Here is a 17,794-nt window from a genome sequence, read left to right on the forward strand (position 1 = left end):
CAGACCGAGTCCGACACCGCCCTGCGGACGGGACGGGAGCGCGTGAACGTGGTGCTACGGGTGGTGCCTGTGTCACGCACGTGTCTCGCCTCCTTCCTCGTCCTGGGCAGGCGCCCGAGGGGGTGCCGGGCGCCGACATTACGGCCTCCGGCACCCCGTGTCCACCGGTTTACGGCTGGTCCCACACCATGTCGAAGGCCCGCTCGAAGTTGACGTACCCCAGGCGCTCGAAGGACCTCGCCATCGGGACGTTGCCGAGGTCGGTCGCCGCCCTGATCCGCTCCACCCCCTCCTGCCCGGCGAGCACCCGGGTCCCCTCGGCGAGGATGTCGTCGATGTAGCCGTGCCCCCGGTGGGCCGGCAGGACCCCGATGTAGGCGATCATCGGGTGGTAGTTGTTGCGGGCCGGAACGACGAAGCCGACCGGCTCCCCGCCCGGCAACTCCGCGACCCGCCACCACTCCTGCGGGGTCCTGAGACCGGCGAACTCCTCGTCGTACTGCTTCTCCGCCGCCTCACGGGCACTCAGGCCGGAGGCCACGTCCGCCTGGCCGTGGGCGTCCAGGGTGCCTTCCATCACCGGGGTCATCAGCGCGACGAGGTCCTCGCGTCCGGTGACCCGGCGGAACACCAGCCGGCCGGTGTCCTCGGGCACCGGTGTGCCGGCCCGCCACTCCAGACGCAGCCGCTCGACCAGCATCCGGGCGCCGCTCGCCTCCATGACCCGTATCCGGGACTCGACGACCTCGCGGGCGGCGGGGTCCTCGCGCCAGTCCGGCGGGACGAACCGGCCGTACTCCAGGCGGGCGGACCCGGCGGGAACGACCGCCGCGCTCGCCTTCTCGACCAGTTCGAGCCCGATCGTCCCGCGCTCCGGCTGGGGCAGGGTGTCGTCCAGGTCGAAGAAGTCCAGGAGCTGAGGACTGCCGCCCTCCTGGCCCGTCCACCAGGCGATCCGCCCCACCACGCGGTCGCCGCGCAGGGCCACCCACATCCACTCGGGGCGGCGGCGACCCATGGCGAGGTCGTCCGCGAGCTCATGGTCGAGCACGTAGGACAGCCGCAGGAAGAGACCGAGTTCGTCCGCTCCGGTCAGCGGACGGATGGTCAGTTCCGATGGTGCAGGGGTCACGGGGTCTCCTCGACGCGAGTGCCGCCCACGACGGCGGCAGCGCGCGAGGGTAACAAGCCCCGGGCCCCCGGCGTGCGGTATTTACCCACTGCGGCGCAGGTCAGGGTGGCCGGAAACGGGCATCGTCTGGACACCTCGGGCCCCTCGGCCCGACAATCGGTGCTGTGACGTCCTCCTTCGAGCACTACACGTATCCCGCGCGGCTCTCGGACGCCGAGCGCGACCGTGTACTCGGTGTGCTCAGAGACGGCGCCGCCCAGGGCAAGCTCTCCCACGACACGTTCCTGCGACGCATGGAACTCGCCCTGACCGCCCGGCGCTCCGAGGAGCTGAAGGCGCTCACCTCGGACCTGGAGTCGGGCGGACGCTGGTCCCGCGGCCTGTACCGCGCGGTGGGCGGGGTCTCCGCCTTTCCGGCCCGGGTGCGCAGGGCGTGGCAGTCCGAGCGGCTGCCCAGACTCCTGCTGCCCGTGCCCGGACCGCAGCCGCTGCGCATCGGCCGCGACCCGGGCAACGGACTCCGGCTCAGCCACGAGACGGTGTCGCGGCTGCACGCCGAACTGACCGCGCACGGCAGCCGGTGGATCCTGCGCGACCTGGGCTCGACGAACGGCACCTGCGTCAACGGCCAGCGGGTCGTCGGCTCGGTCGTGGTGCGCGACGGCGACCAGGTGAGCTTCGGCCGCATGACCTTCCGGCTCTGCGCGTCGCTGCCCGTGCCCCCTCCCTGAGCGCGCGCCCCGCTCAGCGCCCCGCCCTCACCAGCAGTGCCACCGGCCGGTCCGCGAAGAGCTCCGCGACCGGGACCACGGGTCCGGTGAACTCCCGTCCGGCGGCCAGGAGATCGCTCCACGGCCCCTCGTCGGGCAGCGCCAGCTCCGTGTCGCGCCAGCCGCCCTCCTCGTCGAGCCGGAGCGACAGCCGGGTCACCGCCGTGACCACCTCGCCGGAGCGGCAGAACGCCAGACAGTGCGCGGCCGCCGGGCCCCGCGCAGTCAGCGGGGCGTAGGTCCCCGACTCGCCGAAGAGCTCCGGGCGCTCCCGGCGCAGCCGCAGCGCGGCCGTGGTCAGCGCCGCCTTCTCGTCCTCGCCCCCGGGGGGCCTGCCGAACGGCCTCCGGTTGTCCGGGTCGACCAGCGCGATGTACTCCCGCTCCGTGCCCTGATACAGATCGGGCACCCCGGGCATCGTCAGATGCACCAGCGCGGCACCCAGCACATTGGCCCGCACGAAGGGGGCCAGCGTGTCCGCGAAGCCCGTCAGCATCGACCGGGCCTCGCCCGCGTCGCTGCCCGGGCCGGCCGCCACGAAGTCGGTCACCGCGCGCTCGTACGCGGGATCCGGCTCCGTCCAGCTGGTGAACAGCCCCGCCTCGCGGACGGACTTCAGCAGCGCGGGCTCCAGCCTGCCCGCCATCTCACCGGCGGGAAGGCCCGCGCAGCCGTACGCCGACTGCCAGGCCTGCCAGGCCAGCTGGGGATCCGGGGCCGGCACGGAGGCCGCCCTGGCCAGCCGCCCGACCAGCGCGGACCACCGCTCGGGGCACTCGGAGAGCACCGCGATCCTGGCCCGTACGTCGCCGCTGCGTTTGGTGTCGTGGGTGGTCAGCACCGTGCCGGTGGCCGGCCAGTCCCGCGCGATCCGCGCGCAGAAGGCGTGGAACTCCTCCGGGCTCACCGCCGGCCGGCCCGGGTCGCCGCCCACCTCGGTGGCCGAGATCAGCGGGACGTAGCGGTAGAACGCCGTGTCCTCCACCGACTTGGCGTGCAGCGCCGAAGCGGTCTGCGCGAACCGGGCACAGAACGCCACGTGTTCCGGCCCGTCGCCGAGCCGGCCCAGCGCCAGATCCCGCACCACATCGACGGCGTCCGCCTCCTGGGCGACCGAGAACACCGCCCTGGCGTCCCGCACCGCCTCGGCCGGGAGCGTCGACTCCGCGACCTCCGTGAGCGGGCCCCCCGCGGTCACGTAGGGCCGGTAGACGGGCACCCGCACCAGCAGCTCGCGCACCGCCGTGTGGAGCGCCCACGGCGCGTGGTCGCGCAGCGCGGCGTCCCCGGCGCACGCCTCGACGGCGAGGCGGGTCAGCCACTCCGTCTCGGCGGCCAGCTCATGGGTGACCACGCGGTACGCCGCGCGGCGGACGGTCGCGGTCCAGTAGCCGCCGCGGTCCCCGGGAGGACCCGCGAAGTCCCGGTAGCGGCCCAGCAGGTCGGCCGCGCCCATCGGATCGGTGAACACGCCGTCGATCCGGTGCAGCGCGTCGTAGCCGGTCGTGCCCGCGACCGCCCAGCCGGCCGGCAGGGCCTCCGGACCGGTGAGGATCTTCTCCACCACCGTCCACCGCCCGCCGGTGGCGTCGCCGAGCCGCCCGAGATAGGCGGCGGGGTCGGCCAGCCCGTCGGGGTGGTCGATGCGCAGCCCGTCCACGACCCCGTCGCGGACCAGTTCGAGGATCTTGGCGTGGGTGGCGGCGAAGACCTCCGGGTGCTCCACCCGGACACCGATCAGATCGGAGATCGTGAAGAAGCGCCGGTAGTTCAGCTCCGTCCTGGCCAGCCGCCACCAGGCGAGCCGGTAGTGCTGGGCGGCGAGCAGCTCGTCCGGCGGAAGATCCGCTGTACCCTCACGCAGGGGGAACTCCAGGTCGCCGTAGCGGAGCACCGGCGTGCCGTCGTCCCGGGTGCCCGGCTCGATGCTGCCGCTCTCCTCGCCGAACCGCCCCGCCAGCACGGGCAGCAGCACCTTGCCGCCGCCCGCCGCCCAGTCGATGTCGAACCAGCGGGCGTACGGGGACTCCGGGCCCTCGCGCAGCACCTCCCAGAGCGGCAGGTTGTGCCGGGGCGCGGCGGCCATGTGGTTCGGCACGATGTCGAGGATCAGCCCGAGGCCGTGGGCGCGTGCCGTGACGGCCAGCTCCCGCAGCCCCTCCTCGCCGCCGAACTCGGCCCGCACCGTGTGGTGGTCGACGACGTCGTAACCGTGCCCCGAGCCGGGCACGGCCTCCAGGACGGGGGACAGATGCAGATGGGAGACGCCGAGCTCGGCGATATACGGCACGGCGTCCGCGGCGGCGGCGAACGGGAAGTCCGGTTGAAGCTGCAGCCGGTACGTGGCGGTGGGCGTCATGGACTCGTACGTACCCAGCCGGACGCCTCTCTCCCACCTTCTGCGCCACCCGGACCGACCGGGCGGCCCCGCCCGGTCGGTCCGGTCACCCCAACGGCCGAAGGCCGGCCTACGCGGGACGCTTGAGCACCGTGAGGCTCCGCCCGACGAGCGTCACCCGCTCGCCGGCCGACACCTTGGGTCCCGCGCCCGGCGGTACGCCGTCCGGGATCGCCGTGTCCACGACGACCTGCCACTGCTTGCCGTGGTTCATCGGAACGGCGAACTCCAGCGTCTCGGCACCCGCGTTGAACATCAGCAGGAACGAGTCGTCGGAGATCCGCTCACCGCGCGGCCCCGGCTCCGAGATCGCGTGGCCGTTCAGGAAGACGGTCATGGCCTTGGCGTGCGCCGCCTGCCAGTCCCGCTGGGTCATCTCCTCACCCCTGGGGGTGAACCACGCGATGTCGGACAGCTCGTCGTGCGTGCCCTCCACCGGACGGCCGTGGAAGAAGCGTCTGCGCCGGAAGACCGGATGGTCGCGGCGGAGCCAGACCATGGACCGGGTGAACTCCAGCAGGCTCGTGTCCGTGGAGCCGCCCTCCTCGTCGCCGTCCTCCGCGTGCGAGGCGGCGGCCGGATCGGGCCAGTGGACCCAGGAGAGCTCGTTGTCCTGGCAGTAGCCGTTGTTGTTGCCCCGCTGCGTCCGCGCGAACTCGTCGCCGTGACTCAGCATGGGCACGCCCTGGGAGAGCATCAGCGTGGCGATGAAGTTGCGCATCTGACGGCTGCGCAGCTCCAGGACCTCCTTGTCCTCTGTCTCCCCTTCCGCCCCGCAGTTCCACGAGCGGTTGTGGCTCTCGCCGTCCCGGTTGCCCTCGCCGTTGGCGTCGTTGCGCTTCTCGTTGTACGAGACCAGGTCGTGCAGCGTGAAACCGTCGTGGCAGGTGGTGAAGTTGATCGAGGCCAGCGGGCGTCTGCCGTCGTCCTGGTAGAGGTCCGAGGAGCCTGTCAGACGCCCGGCGAACTCCGCGAGGGTCCGGGGCTCACCCCGCCAGAGATCCCGCACCGTGTCCCGGTACTTGCCGTTCCACTCGGTCCACAGCGGCGGGAAGTTCCCCACCTGGTAGCCGCCCTCGCCCACGTCCCAGGGCTCGGCGATCAGCTTCACCTGGCTCACCACGGGGTCCTGCTGCACCAGGTCGAAGAAGGAGGACAGCCGGTCCACCTCGTGGAACTGGCGTGCGAGTGTCGCGGCCAGGTCGAAGCGGAAGCCGTCCACGTGCATCTCGGTCACCCAGTACCGCAGGGAGTCCATGATCAGCTGGAGGACGTGCGGGGACCGCATCAGCAGGGAGTTCCCGGTGCCGGTGGTGTCCATGTAGTACTTCTGGTCGTCCGCCAGGCGGTAGTACGAGGCGTTGTCGAGGCCCCGGAAGGAGAGCGTCGGACCGAGATGGTTGCCCTCGGCGGTGTGGTTGTAGACCACGTCGAGGATCACCTCGATGCCCGCCTGGTGCAGCGCCTTCACCGCCTGCTTGAACTCCAGCACCTGTTCACCGCGGTCACCCCAGGAGGCGTACGCGTTGTGCGGGGCGAAGAAGCCGATGGTGTTGTAACCCCAGTAGTTGGCCAGGCCGGCGTCGGCGAGACGGTGGTCCTGGACGAACTGGTGCACCGGCATCAGCTCGATCGCGGTGACGCCCAGCTCCGTCAGATGGGCGATGATCTCGGGATGCGCGAGTCCCGCGTAGGTGCCGCGGAGCTCCTCGGGCAGGCCCGGGTGGAGCATCGTCAGGCCCTTCACATGGGCCTCGTAGATCACCGTGCGGTGGTAGTCGGTGCGCGGGCGGCGGTCGTCACCCCAGTCGAAGTAGGGATTGACCACGACCGAGCTCATCGTGTGCGGTGCCGAGTCGAGGTCGTTGCGCTCGTCCGGCTTGCCGAACGGATAGCCGTACACCGCCTCGCCCCACTGGATCTGCCCCGAGATCGCACGTGCGTACGGATCGAGGAGCAGTTTCGCCGAGTTGCAGCGCTGTCCGTGCTGCGGCTCGTACGGTCCGTGCACCCGGAAGCCGTAGCGCTGCCCCGGCATCACCCCGGGCAGATAGGCGTGACGGACGAAGGCATCGGTCTCGCGGAGTTCCACCGCCGTTTCTGAACCGTCGTCGTGCAGAAGGCACAACTCGATCCGGTCGGCGGCCTCCGAGAAGACCGCGAAGTTGGTTCCGGCGCCGTCGTACGTGGCGCCGAGCGGATACGCGTGTCCCGGCCAGACCTGCATAGATAGGACTCTTCCACTTCTGATCCGGGTGCTGGGGGTTTTCGCCCCGATACTCCCCGAAAGACGGTCCCGTACCTAGTACGTCGACCGGTGCGGCCGGTTTCCGTCGTGGGATCCCACCGGTCCGGTCAACCCGGTACACCTCGGTGTCGCCCGGACAGGTGCACGGGCCGCCGGGCAGCTCCTCCGTCCGGTATGCGGCGTGCGAGGGGTGCGCAATCACTATGAACCATCTCACTCCACCCGATCTCACCGCAAGGAACGAGCCTGCGGCATAGGGGAGTTGAGTAAGGAGCCTGTGCATCCTGCTGCACCGGCTCCCGGTGGCGGAGTACCCTTCCTTGATCGTTGGTGGGGGAGCGGAAGGCGGTACACGGGTGAGCTCGGGAGGGTTCGAGCTGCCCCCAGGTGACGCGGGTCACGAGGGGGAATCGACCGATGCCCCGCCAGGGGCTGTCTCCCTCGCACAGCCCATGGAGATCGGTGCCGATCTGACCTGGGGAGCGGACGCCTGGAACGAGGTGCGCACACGCGCCCAGCGCGCCGGGCGGGCGTACATCTGGCTGAATCTGGTGGAACAGCGGCTGCGCGCCGTGGTCTCCGCCGTGATCCGGCCGATCTACGAGCCGGTGCACGGCGAGGACTGGGTGGTGGCCGCCGCGGGGCCCGCGGGGCAGGAGTGGGTGCAGCGCGCCGTCGCGGTCCGGGAGGTCTCGCGCCGCAAGGGCTATCTGCTCGACCCGGCCGACGACAACGTCCTGAGCTTCCTCACGCTGCCGCAGCTGCGTGAGCTGATGGTCCAGCACTGGCCCTGCTTCGAGCCGTACTTCGACGACCGCCGCGAGGTGGAGCTCGCGCTGGACGAGCTGGAGGTGGCGCGCAACGTCGTCTCCCGCAACCGCGCGCTCAACGAGGCGGTCCTGGCGCAGGCCGAACGCGCCTCCGCGCGGCTCCTGGAGATCCTCGGCAGCGGCGCGGCGGTCCCCTCCGCCGAGCGGCTGCCGGTGGACGCCGTGGAGGAGCTGGTCGGCGACCGCTACGCCGACGTGGTCTCCGTCCACCCGGACCGGGTGCGGCTGCAGCGTCAGCTGCCCGCCGAGGACCTGTTCGGGAACGCGCGCCGGCTGGACGCGATCGGCATCGGGCTCAACCTCCTCACGCAGAACTTCTCGGGACGCCGGCTGGTGCGCCTCGCCGAGTCGGGCTGCCGGGTCCGGCTGCTGTTCATCAATCCGGCGAGCAGCGCCGTCAAGCGCCGGGAGCGCGAACTGGGCCTCAAGAAGGGCGAACTGAGCCGCTCCGTCGAGATGAACATCCTCCATATGCGCCGGGTCCGCTCCAAGCTCCGCGACCCGGGCGCCTTCCAGATCCACGTCTTCGACGAGACACCGCGCTTCACGGCCTATCTGGTGGACGGCGACGGACCCGACGCGGTCGGGGTCGTCCAGCCCTATCTGCGGCGCGCACGCGGCATGGAGGCGCCCGTGCTGGTGCTGCGCGGCGGGGGGCGTGCGGTGGTCAGGGCGGGGCAGGACAGCGAGCACGGCCTCTTCGAGACGTACCGCGAGGAGTTCGAGTCGGTCTGGACGGACTCCAGGCCCGTCTCCTGACGCTCCTTCCAGCGTTGTCAGTGGTGCGTGCGAAGGTGGTCATCACTTGGGGGAACGCACCACAGAAGGAGGTACGGGATGAGCTGGATCAGCGGGCCGCTGCTGGCGTTCGACCTGGAGACCACGGGGACCGACGTCGAGACCGACCGCATCGTGACGGCGGCGGTCGTCCGGCTGGAGGCGGACGGCTCCGTTTCGCAGGAGCGGACCTGGCTGCTGGATCCCGGTGTGGCCATACCGGAGCAGGCGTCGGCCATCCACGGCATCTCGACCGAACGCGCCCGCGAGCACGGGATGCCGGCCGCCTCCGCGATCGAGGAGATCACCCGGGCCGTCGTCGACGGGCTGCGCTCGGGGACGCCTCTGGTGGTGATGAACGCGCGCTACGACCTCTCCCTGCTCGACCGTGAGTGCCGGAGGTACGGCGTGGAGTCGGTCAGCGAGCGGCTGGGGGACGCGCCCTCGCCCGTCATCGACCCGCTGGTGATCGACAAGCATGTCGACAAGTACCGCAAGGGGAAGCGCGCCCTCCACGCGCTGTGCGCCCACTACGGGGTGTCGCTGGAGGACGCGCACGACGCGAGGGCGGACGCCGTGGCCGCGGCCCGGGTCGTGCGGCGGATGGGGGAGAGGCACCAGCCCGTCGGGGTGATGCCGCTGGAGGACCTGCACGGCCTCCAGGTGCACGCGGCGGCCGAGCAGTCGCTCTCCCTGCAGGCATATCTGCGGCGCACGGCGGATCCGGCGGCCGTCGTGGAAGCCGCCTGGCCGCTCATCCCCCGGAGGCGCGAGCCGCAGCCGGACGAGAGCGATGCGGGGGCGTCAGTTCGGAGCCGGTGAGGCCGTTTCGTCGGCCTTGATGCCGAAGTCGATCCGGTCGCCGTCGACCGAGGTCACGGTGACGGACACGCCCAGGGTGCTGCCGTCGTCCGCCGTCAGTGTGCAACGCGTGGTGGTGCCGGTCTTCCCGACGAGGTCCTCGGGGCAGGTGACGTCAGGCTTCGGCTGGTTCATGGTGCTTGCGAGCTTCTCGGCCACCGTGTCGGCCAGCTTGTCCGCGGACATCTTCGGCTCGGAACTCCCGACGTCGACCGAGGCCGAGCAGCCGACGAGCAGCAGACCGGCGGCCAGGGCCGAGAGGCTCCATGTCGCCGCGGCCGAGCGGGTTATGACCATGGGGGAGCTCCAGTTCCGGATGTTCGAGGCAGTGGCCGGAAGCATACGCGGCGGGGGTGCGGCCGATACGGGGCGTCCGGATCCGGCCGGATCACAGCTTCCCGAAGAGCACTCCGCGCCAGGTCCAGCCGGACGTGAGGGCGGTGTCCCGCAACGGTCCGGTCAGCTCCGCGCTGTCGAAGCTGAAGGTCTCCGTCGTCTGGAGGCGGCCGTCCTCCCCGCGCTGGAGCGACCAGCGGCGCGAGACGGTCCTGCCCGAGCCGCGCCCGTACTCCGCCGACGTCCGGAGCCGAGGGGATCGCCGACGCGGGTGACCTCCCACTGCTCCTCGACGGCCCGCACCTCATGGCTCTCCCCGGCCAGGCGCATCCGGATCCGGATGGCGTGCGTCAGCTGGGACCCGATGAAGAAGGTCTGCCAGGCGGGCTCGGCGATCCGCCACTCCGCCACCAGGTCCGCGCCGTCCGACGCGCCGTCACGGATGACGTAGGGGACGTCGGGCCGGTTGAGAGCGAGCAGGGCGTTCCGCAGCTCCTCGGCCGGACGTGGCACCACCCCGTCCTCGGGGTGCCGGGTTCCGGTGAGCTTGTCGAGGATTCCCATGTGGTCAACCTATGCCACGCGCATCCGGGGCCGTGCGCGGCGGGGATGCCGTTCAGAAGGGGTACCAGCGCACCTCGGGGTCGTCCTCGCGCAGGGAGGCCACCCTGCGCCGGAACTCCGCCAGCGCCTTGGGGTTGGCCGGGGCGTGCTGGGACACCCAGGCGCAGCTCGCCGTCTCGCGGGCGCCGCGCAGCACCGCGCAGCCTTCCCAGGCGCGTACGTCCCAGCCGTACGCCTCCGTGAAGGCGTCGTAGGCCCGCGCGGGCAGGCCGTACCGGTCGCGGGAGAGTGCGAGGACCACCAGGTCGTGCTCGCGCAGGTCGGCGGAGAAGGTCTCCAGATCGACCAGCACCGGCCCGTCCGGGCCGACGTGGACATTGCGGGGGAGCGCGTCGCCGTGGATGGGACCCGGCGCCAGGTGCGGGGCGAGCGCCGCCGCGGCCTTGGCGAAACCGTCGCGCCGGCCGCGGAGATAGTCGGCGTCGGCCGGATCGATCGCGTCGCCCGCCAGACGCAGCCAGCGCTCGACACCGCCGAGCAGCTCACGCCGCGGCAGCGTGAAGCCCTGCGGGGCGGGCAGCGCGTGCACCTGGGTGAGCAGCGGGGCAAGATCGCGCGGTTCGGACGGGCGCACGGCGTCGGCCAGCCGGTGCCACAGGGTCACCGGGTGCCCCTCGACCACACGGGCCAGAGGTTCGGCGGCCCGCACGGCGGGTACGCCCGAGTCGGCGAGCCACAGGGCGACGGCCACTTCGCGCTCGGCCCGCTCACGGAGCTCGGGGTGGTGTGTCGAGTCCCGGCCGACCTTGACCACCAGGTCGCCGAGGCCGAACACCGCGTTCTCGCCGAGCGCGAGGAGCTCCGCACCGGCGGGCAGTCCGGCGGCCGTCAGTACCTCGCGCGCACGCATGTCGTCCATGGCTCGATTTTCTCATCCTCGCAGGCCACCTTGACGAACGGGCGGCCCGTCAGCACGATGACGGGGGCCGCCCGGGCGGCGATACGGGGATGAAACCGATCCAAGGAAGTAAAAGGGGTCGAATTCATGACATTGGCGACCGCAACGGAGCGGTCCGGGCGTAAGAGCCCACAGGGCGGCCGGAGTCAGGGCCGCGGACGGGACGGCGCCACCTGGTTCCTGGTGCTGCCCGCACTGATCCCGATCCTGATCCTGAGCGTCGGCCCGCTGGTCTACGGCATCCTGCTGGCCTTCACCGACGCCCAGTCGGGCCGCACCCGCTCCACCCAGTGGATCGGGGCGCTCAACTTCCAGGACCTGCTGCACGACACCCTGTTCTGGGACTCGTTCCGGATCGGTCTGCTGTGGGCGGTCGGGGTCACGGTCCCGCAGTTCGTGCTGGCCCTCGGCCTCGCCCTGCTGCTCAACGCGAACCTGCGGATGCGCTGGCTGGCGAGGGCGCTGGCGATCATCCCCTGGGCCATGCCGGAGGTCGTCGTCGGCATCATGTGGCGGCTGGTCTACAACCCCGACGCGGGCATCCTCAACGAGACCATCCGCGATCTCGGGCTCGGTGACGGCAGGGACTGGCTGACCGGCCTCGCCACCGCGCTGCCCGCCGTCATAGTCGTCGGCGTCTGGGCCGGCATGCCGCAGACCACCGTGGCGCTGCTGGCCGGACTGCAGAACACCCCGCACGAACTCCACGAGGCCGCCGCCCTCGACGGAGCGGGAGCCTGGCGCCGCTTCCGCACGGTCACCTGGCCCGCCATCCGGCCCGTGGCGCTCGCGATCAGCGCGCTCAACTTCATCTGGAACTTCAACTCCTTCGCCCTGGTCTACGTCCTGACCAGCGGCGGACCGGGAGGCCGCACCCGGCTGCCCATGCTCTTCGCCTACGAAGAAGCCTTCCGTTACGGGCAGTTCGGCTACGCCGCCGCGATGGGATGCGTGATGGTCGCCGTCATCTCGGTGCTCCTCGCCTTCTACCTCGTCGGCCGGCTCAGGGGAGGCGAGGACGCATGAGCCTCCGTACGGGCAGAACCGCGCGCGCCGGGCAGTACGCCGCGCTCCTGTGCTACCTCGTCTTCCTGGCGTTCCCCTTCCTCTGGCTGATCTCCACCGCCTTCAAGCCGGCCCGTGAGCTCGGCTCGCTGCACCCCACGTGGATCCCCGAGGACCCGACGCTGGACAACTTCCGGCAGGCATTCGACGAGCAGCCGCTGCTCCGGGCCGCGGCCAACTCGCTCACCGCGGCGCTCTGCGCCGCCCTGATCGCGGTCGTCATCGCCACGCCCATGGCCTATGTGATGGCCCGTCATCGCGGACGGCTGTCCACGGCGGCCACCGGGTGGGTCGTGGTCAGCCAGGCGTTCCCCTTCGTCCTGGTGATCATTCCGCTGTTCCTGGTCCTCAAGTACCTGCACCTGATCAACTCGCTGTGGGGGCTGATCCTGGTGTACGTCGTCTGGTCGCTCCCCTTCGCGCTCTGGATGCTGGCCGGATACGTACGGGCCGTGCCGCCCGAACTGGAGGAGGCCGCCGCTGTGGACGGGGCCGGGAAGGCGCGGATCCTGATCTCGGTCACCGCGCCGCTGCTGGCCCCCGGGATCGTCGCCACCGCACTCTTCGCGTTCATCACCGCATGGAACGAGTTCTTCTTCGCGCTCGTCCTGCTCAAGACACCGGAGAAGCAGACCTTGCCGGTCGTACTCACCCACTTCCTCGGCGCGGAGGGTGTGGCCGACCTCGGGCCGCTCGCCGCCGCCGCGTTCCTCGCCACCCTTCCCTCGCTCGTGCTCTTCGCGGTCATCCAGAAGCGCATCACGGGCGGTCTCACGGCCGGGGCGGTGAAGCACTGATGCGCCGCCGGATGCCCGCGCTCGCCGCGGCGACCACCGCCCTCGTCCTCCTGCTGGCCGGCTGCTCGGGGGAGGGCGGCGGTACGGACGCGGACGGCACGATCCGGCTCAGCTTCCAGTCGCTCGCCTGGCAGAAGGAGTCCGTCGACGCCAACAAGCAGCTCGTACGCGAGTGGAACGCCGCCCACCCCGACGTGCAGGTGGACTACGTCCAGGGCAGCTGGGACAACGTCCACGACCAGCTGCTCACCTCCTTCGAGGGCGGCGAGGCGCCCGACATCATCCACGACGCCTCCGACGACCTGGCGGACTTCGCGTACGGCGGATACCTCGCCGATCTGCGGACCCTGCTGCCGGACCGGCTGACCGAGGACATCCCGCAGGCGTCCTGGGACACCACCACCTTCGGCGACGGGGTCTACGGGGTGCCGTTCCTCCAGGAGCCCAAGGTCCTGATCGCCAACAAGAAGATCCTCGAGTCCTCGGGCGTCCGTATCCCCACCCCCGAGAAGCCCTGGAGCTGGGAGGAATTCCGGCAGGTCACCGAGAAGCTGACGAAGAAGGGGACGTACGGGGTCGCCTGGCCGCTCAAGGAGCCGGTCTCCGTCACCCTCAATCTGGGGCTCTCCGCCGGCGGGCAGCTCTTCCACCGCGGCGCGGACGGCAAGGTGACCATCCGGTCCGGCGAGGGTGACCGTGTCATGCCCGGTACGGTCCGGGACCAGGTCAACTCCGATCGGAGCGCGGCGCGTTCGGCGCTCGGCATGGGGGGTTCGGACACGCTCCCAGGATTCTTCGGCGGCAAGTACGCCATGGTCCCGCTCGGCTTCTCCTACCGCCAGCAGGTCGTGGAGCAGGCCCCCGAGGGCTTCGAATGGACGGTGCTGCCCACCCCGGCAGGCAGCGGAGGTCTCACCCAGGGGGTCAGCCCGCAAACCCTCTCGGTGGCCGAGGACAGCCCGCACAAGAAGGAGGCCGCGCGGTTCATCGACTTCCTCCTGCGTCCACCGAACATGGTGCGGCTGGCCAAGGGCGACTGGATGCTGCCGACCGGCACCGAGGCGCTCGCGGATCCCGCACTGCGCACCGAGGAGAACGGCTGGGCGACGGGCACCGCTCTCGCCCGGTCGCTGCGGCCGGCCCCCGCGCAGTCGGTGCGCGGCTATCCCGAGTGGAAGGACAAGGTCGCCACGCCCGCGCTCCAGGAGTACTACAGCGGGGCCATCGACACCGAGGAGCTGAGGAAACGCCTGGTCGACGACGGGAACAGGGTGCTGGCCCGCTATCAGCGCTGAGCCGGGCCCGGCGCGGACCGGGAAATAGGCTGGACGAGACGTTGCGTCTCGTTTACGGTGAGGGCATGACATCGACCCCGCGTGCCCACATCGCCATGTTCTCCATCGCCGCCCACGGGCACGTGAACCCGAGCCTCGAAGTGATCCGGGAGCTCGTCGCCCGTGGGTACCGCGTCAGTTACGCCATCCCGGCCTCCTTCGCCGAGAAGGTCGCCACGACCGGAGCCGAGCCGGTGATCTACACCTCGGTGCTGCCCACCGAGGACAACCCGGAGGACTGGGGGACCGAACTGATCGACAACCTCGAACCGTTCCTCGCGGACGCGATCCAGGCCCTCCCGCAGCTCGCCGACGCCTTCCAGGGCGACGAACCGGACCTCGTCCTGCACGACATCACCTCCTACCCGGCCCGCGTCCTCGCCCACCGCTGGGGAGTGCCCGCAGTCCAGCTCTGGCCCAACCTGGTCCCCTGGGAGGGGTACGAGAAGGAGGTCGGGGACCCCGCGACCGCCGAGCTGAAGCAGACCGAGCGAGGCCGTGCGTACTACGCGCGCTTCGCGGCCTGGCTCGGGGAGAACGGCCTGGGCGACCTCTCGTCCGACGACTTCGTGGCCCGGCCGCGCCGCGGGGTGGTGCTCATCCCCGAGGCGCTCCAGCCGAACGCCGACCGGGTGGACCACGCGAGGTTCACCTTCGTCGGCGCCTGCCAGGGTGAGCGTGCCGACCAGGGGGAGTGGCAGCGGCCCGCCGGGGCCGGGAAGGTCCTGCTGGTCTCCCTCGGCTCGTCGTACACCAACGAGCCCGCGTTCTACCGCGAGTGCGTCAAGGCGTTCGGCGACCTGCCGGACTGGTACGTGGTGCTGCAGATCGGCCTCCACGTCGACCCTGCGGACCTCGGGGACGTACCGGACAACGTCGAGGTGCACTCCTGGGTCCCGCAGCTGTCCGTGCTGAAGCAGGCGGACGCCTTCATCACCCACGCGGGCGCGGGCGGCAGCCAGGAAGGGCTCGCCACCGCCACCCCCATGGTGGCGGTCCCGCAGGCCGTCGACCAGTTCGGCAACGCGGACATGCTCCAGGCCATCGGTGTCGCCCGGCACCTGCCGAAGGAGGAGGCCGACGCCGCGTCCCTGCGTGACGCGGTGCTCGCCCTGGTGGACGATCCGGACGTCGCCGCGCGGCTGGCGCGGATCCGGGAGCAGATGGCGGGGGAGGGCGGGGCGAAGCGGGCAGCCGACATCATCGAGGCCGAACTCCCCGCCCGCCAGAGCTGACCGGCATCGGCGGGGCCGCAGGGGCCACTACCCGCGTCGTGCCGCGTCCTCCCCGTGCCGGAGCGGGGGGTCGGCGGGGGTGCCCCGTTGCTTGAGCGCCCGTATCCCGCTGGGGCGCAGACGCGCGGGGGCCGGCCGGTCCGGCCCCGCGCCGAGAAGCCGAAGAAAACCATCTCGGCGTTGTGGCCGCGCAGCCCGACCCCGCCCGCCTCCGTCAGCCGGCCCGGTTCCCGGTCCTCCGCGTCGAGGACCGCCCGTCCGTTCAGGGGCAGCGCGATCCGGACCCGGTCGCCGACCCGGCGTCGGGCGTTTGCGCTTGAGAACGACCATGCCGTCGCGACGGCGGAAGCTCAGGGCGTACAGCTCCTGCGCGCTGTGGTGGCGAAGCCGGAGATGACCGCGGGCGTCGACGCTGCGCCGTATGGCGCCTGGCCGGTCCGGGCTCGTTACCAGCGGGTCCGTGTGCTCGACGGTGGCGCCCTGGGCCGTGAGCCGGTCCATGCTCTCCAGGGCAGGGCTCTCGCGCAGATCCGCCGCACCGGGTTGGCAGGCAACGCCCAGGATCAGCACCCGGGCGGGCTGTTCGGCGATCGCCGTCGTCGCGGTGTCCATCAGGGGGCGTCCTCTTCCTCGCCCGCAACTGCCGCAGCAGGTGGTGCGGGTCGCAGGGGATGCAGTGCCCGCCGATGCCCGGGGCCGGGCAGAGGGGCATGAAGCCTCGTTCGCCAGTGCGATGTTCACCGCCCGGAAGGTGTTGTTCCACAGCTTGCTCATCTCCGCTGCCTCCGGGCTGCCACCCGGTGGACGGAGGGCGCGCGCCGCGCCTGCTGACGTTCGTCACCCCGACGTGTCGGCACAAGCGGTGTGCCGAGCTTTTCGTGTCAGGAAGGGGAGGGATCGCTGGGGGTGTGCACAACCGAAACATGGCATTCCGTTCCCGCCTTCATCAGCAATGAGGTGCGGTTATGCAGGCTCGATCGTGCGAAGTTCACCCGACCGGAACCCGCGTACGTCCTCATGTCCGGCCGGAGGTACGGCGGTTTGCCCGACATGGCGGGGAGTGCGCAGGTTTTCTGTGACGAAAGATTGCCGAGTACGTGACGGCTACATGAAGGTCTTGATCTGGGCGCGTCAATCGAGCAGGGTTTCGAGGCAGCCCCCGGAGATCTTCCGGCCGAGGGCCAATCCCCCCACAAAAGAATGACGAGGAGACCCCTCTTCATGGCAATTCACAAGCGTGTGCGTTCGGTCAAGCTCACCGCCGCGATAACCGCAGTGGCAGCGGCCGCCGGTGTCACCCTGCTCACCACCCCGTTCGCCGGAGCCGCCACGGCGCCCGCGACGGGCACCGTCTACGGCACGGACGCGGCGACGGCCGTCTCCGGCAGCTACATCGTGATGCTGGACCAGAAGGCCGACAAGGCCGGCCTGGCCGAGGAGTACGGCGGCACCCTCAAGCGGAACTACAAGTCGGCCATCAACGGCTTCTCGGCCAGCGGGCTTTCGGAGACCGAGGCCAAGCGGCTCGCCGCCGACCCGGCCGTCTCCAAGGTCGTCCAGAACAAGAAGTTCCACATCGACGCCACCCAGGACAACCCGCCGTCCTGGGGTCTGGACCGGATCGACCAGGCCGAGACCGCCGGTGACGGCGCGTACACCTACCCCGACGCCGCGGGCGGGGACGTCACCGCGTACGTCATCGACACCGGTGTCCGCGTGACCCACAAGGACTTCGAGGGCCGCGCCACTTCGGGCTTCGACGCCATCGACAACGACGACGACGCCGACGACGGCAACGGACACGGCACCCACGTGGCCGGAACCATCGCGGGCGCGTCCCACGGGGTGGCCAAGAAGGCGAAGATCGTGGCCGTCCGCGTCCTGGACGACGCGGGTTCGGGCACCACCGAGCAGGTCGTCGCGGGCATCGACTGGGTCACCGCGAACCACGAGGGCCCCTCCGTCGCCAACATGAGCCTCGGCGGATCCGCGGACCCGGCCCTGGACGCCGCCGTACAGAAGGCCATCGCCTCCGGCGTCACGTTCGCGGTCGCCGCGGGCAACGAGTCGAGCGACGCGGGCGAGGGCTCCCCCTCCCGCGTCCCCGAGGCCATCACCGTCGCCTCCTCCACGGTGGACGACGAGCAGTCCTCGTTCTCCAACTTCGGCTCGGTGGTGGACATCTACGCCCCCGGCTCGGACATCACGTCGGACTGGAACGACAGCGACGACGGCACGAACACCATCTCGGGCACCTCCATGGCGACCCCGCACGTCGTCGGAGCGGCCGCCGTCTACCTCGGCGGACATCCCGACGCCACGCCCGAGGAGGTCGCCACGGCGCTGACCGACGGAGCCACCCCGGACGCCATCTCCAACGCGACCGAGGGCACGGCGAACAAGCTCCTGAAGATCGTGGAATAGGCCCTGCGGGCCGGGTAGAACACGCAGGAGGCCGCCGCGCCCTCCCCCACGGGGCGCGGCGGCCG

At 71.1% G+C, this 17,794-nt stretch carries 14 protein-coding genes and 1 pseudogene; 8 read left to right on the forward strand and 7 right to left on the reverse strand.

The window, feature by feature from the left end:
• Positions 1-169: 169 nt before the first annotated feature.
• Entirely contained in the window at positions 170-1,132 is a 963-nt protein-coding gene (locus tag ACIP63_RS26945) for a GNAT family N-acetyltransferase (protein ID WP_401520422.1), read from the reverse strand.
• Positions 1,133-1,296: 164 nt separating this feature from the next.
• Here ACIP63_RS26945 and ACIP63_RS26950 point away from each other — a divergent pair, with 164 nt between their 5' ends.
• Positions 1,297-1,863, forward strand: a complete 567-nt coding sequence (locus tag ACIP63_RS26950) for a DUF1707 and FHA domain-containing protein (protein ID WP_401520425.1) — start codon at positions 1,297-1,299, stop codon at positions 1,861-1,863.
• A 13-nt stretch (positions 1,864-1,876) separates the two neighbouring features.
• Here ACIP63_RS26950 and treY read toward each other — a convergent pair whose 3' ends face one another.
• Together treY and glgX are read right to left on the reverse strand one after the other, a co-directional pair.
• Positions 1,877-4,261 (reverse strand): malto-oligosyltrehalose synthase, encoded by a 2,385-nt coding sequence (gene treY / locus ACIP63_RS26955; RefSeq protein WP_401520428.1) that lies wholly within the window; start codon positions 4,259-4,261, stop codon positions 1,877-1,879.
• Between the two features lie 109 nt (positions 4,262-4,370).
• Positions 4,371-6,527: a glycogen debranching protein GlgX gene (gene glgX / locus ACIP63_RS26960; RefSeq protein ID WP_104784647.1), complete on the reverse strand. Its 2,157-nt coding sequence runs from the start codon at positions 6,525-6,527 to the stop codon at positions 4,371-4,373.
• A gap of 377 nt (positions 6,528-6,904) precedes the next feature.
• Between glgX and ACIP63_RS26965 the strand changes: the two genes are divergently transcribed.
• Both ACIP63_RS26965 and ACIP63_RS26970 read left to right on the forward strand, forming a co-directional pair.
• Positions 6,905-8,137, forward strand: coding sequence for an SAV2148 family HEPN domain-containing protein (locus ACIP63_RS26965; protein WP_401520432.1), 1,233 nt, complete (start codon positions 6,905-6,907; stop codon positions 8,135-8,137).
• A 78-nt stretch (positions 8,138-8,215) separates the two neighbouring features.
• Positions 8,216-8,977 carry a 3'-5' exonuclease gene (locus ACIP63_RS26970; RefSeq protein ID WP_401520435.1) on the forward strand — a complete coding sequence of 254 codons (762 nt, stop codon included), beginning with the start codon at positions 8,216-8,218 and terminating at the stop codon, positions 8,975-8,977.
• Here the strand turns inward: ACIP63_RS26970 and ACIP63_RS26975 are convergent.
• The 3 genes and pseudogenes from ACIP63_RS26975 to ACIP63_RS26985 form a co-directional block, all read right to left on the reverse strand.
• Positions 8,960-9,313, reverse strand: coding sequence for a DUF4333 domain-containing protein (locus ACIP63_RS26975; protein ID WP_401520438.1), 354 nt, complete (start codon positions 9,311-9,313; stop codon positions 8,960-8,962). The genes ACIP63_RS26970 and ACIP63_RS26975 overlap by 18 nt on opposite strands.
• Positions 9,314-9,404: 91 nt before the next feature.
• A pseudogene (locus tag ACIP63_RS26980) lies at positions 9,405-9,916 on the reverse strand (hypothetical protein).
• Between the two features lie 52 nt (positions 9,917-9,968).
• Positions 9,969-10,835 (reverse strand): phosphotransferase, encoded by an 867-nt coding sequence (locus ACIP63_RS26985; protein ID WP_401520440.1) that lies wholly within the window; start codon positions 10,833-10,835, stop codon positions 9,969-9,971.
• 126 nt (positions 10,836-10,961) lie between these two features.
• Between ACIP63_RS26985 and ACIP63_RS26990 the strand changes: the two genes are divergently transcribed.
• The 4 genes from ACIP63_RS26990 to mgt all read left to right on the forward strand — a co-directional run bounded on the left by ACIP63_RS26990 (position 10,962) and on the right by mgt (position 15,305).
• Positions 10,962-11,900, forward strand: a complete 939-nt coding sequence (locus tag ACIP63_RS26990; protein WP_401520443.1) for a carbohydrate ABC transporter permease — start codon at positions 10,962-10,964, stop codon at positions 11,898-11,900.
• Positions 11,897-12,736, forward strand: coding sequence for a carbohydrate ABC transporter permease (locus tag ACIP63_RS26995; RefSeq protein ID WP_393764077.1), 840 nt, complete (start codon positions 11,897-11,899; stop codon positions 12,734-12,736). Before ACIP63_RS26990 ends, ACIP63_RS26995 begins: the two co-directional genes overlap by 4 nt.
• Complete coding sequence (locus ACIP63_RS27000) at positions 12,736-14,031, forward strand: extracellular solute-binding protein (protein WP_401520446.1); 1,296 nt, start codon at positions 12,736-12,738, stop codon at positions 14,029-14,031. Before ACIP63_RS26995 ends, ACIP63_RS27000 begins: the two co-directional genes overlap by 1 nt.
• A gap of 65 nt (positions 14,032-14,096) precedes the next feature.
• Entirely contained in the window at positions 14,097-15,305 is a 1,209-nt protein-coding gene (gene mgt, locus ACIP63_RS27005; RefSeq protein WP_401520449.1) for a macrolide-inactivating glycosyltransferase, read from the forward strand.
• A 27-nt stretch (positions 15,306-15,332) separates the two neighbouring features.
• On the opposite strand, the gene ACIP63_RS27010 is transcribed toward mgt, so the two are convergent.
• On the reverse strand, positions 15,333-16,079 hold the full coding sequence (locus tag ACIP63_RS27010; RefSeq protein ID WP_401520452.1) for a UDP binding domain-containing protein: 747 nt from the start codon (positions 16,077-16,079) through the stop codon (positions 15,333-15,335).
• A 447-nt stretch (positions 16,080-16,526) separates the two neighbouring features.
• On the opposite strand from ACIP63_RS27010, the gene ACIP63_RS27015 reads away from it, so the two are divergent.
• Complete coding sequence (locus ACIP63_RS27015; RefSeq protein WP_401520454.1) at positions 16,527-17,729, forward strand: S8 family peptidase; 1,203 nt, start codon at positions 16,527-16,529, stop codon at positions 17,727-17,729.
• The last annotated feature ends 65 nt before the right edge of the window (positions 17,730-17,794 follow it).

It is taken from the genome of Streptomyces sp. NPDC088746 (assembly GCF_044751065.1).
Classification (GTDB): domain Bacteria; phylum Actinomycetota; class Actinomycetes; order Streptomycetales; family Streptomycetaceae; genus Streptomyces.

Excerpts from the sequence above, each read along its gene's own strand:
- mgt (WP_401520449.1), top strand. The coding sequence starts at position 14,097 with ATGACATCGACCCCGCGTGCCCACATCGCCATGTTCTCCATCGCCGCC.
- ACIP63_RS26985 (WP_401520440.1), bottom strand. The coding sequence starts at position 10,835 with ATGGACGACATGCGTGCGCGCGAGGTACTGACGGCCGCCGGACTGCCC.
- ACIP63_RS27010 (WP_401520452.1), bottom strand. The coding sequence starts at position 16,079 with ATGAGCAAGCTGTGGAACAACACCTTCCGGGCGGTGAACATCGCACTG.
- ACIP63_RS27000 (WP_401520446.1), top strand. The coding sequence starts at position 12,736 with ATGCGCCGCCGGATGCCCGCGCTCGCCGCGGCGACCACCGCCCTCGTC.
- ACIP63_RS26990 (WP_401520443.1), top strand. The coding sequence starts at position 10,962 with ATGACATTGGCGACCGCAACGGAGCGGTCCGGGCGTAAGAGCCCACAG.
- ACIP63_RS27015 (WP_401520454.1), top strand. The coding sequence starts at position 16,527 with ATGGCAATTCACAAGCGTGTGCGTTCGGTCAAGCTCACCGCCGCGATA.
- ACIP63_RS26975 (WP_401520438.1), bottom strand. The coding sequence starts at position 9,313 with ATGGTCATAACCCGCTCGGCCGCGGCGACATGGAGCCTCTCGGCCCTG.
- glgX (WP_104784647.1), bottom strand. The coding sequence starts at position 6,527 with ATGCAGGTCTGGCCGGGACACGCGTATCCGCTCGGCGCCACGTACGAC.
- ACIP63_RS26970 (WP_401520435.1), top strand. The coding sequence starts at position 8,216 with ATGAGCTGGATCAGCGGGCCGCTGCTGGCGTTCGACCTGGAGACCACG.
- treY (WP_401520428.1), bottom strand. The coding sequence starts at position 4,261 with ATGACGCCCACCGCCACGTACCGGCTGCAGCTTCAACCGGACTTCCCG.
- ACIP63_RS26995 (WP_393764077.1), top strand. The coding sequence starts at position 11,897 with ATGAGCCTCCGTACGGGCAGAACCGCGCGCGCCGGGCAGTACGCCGCG.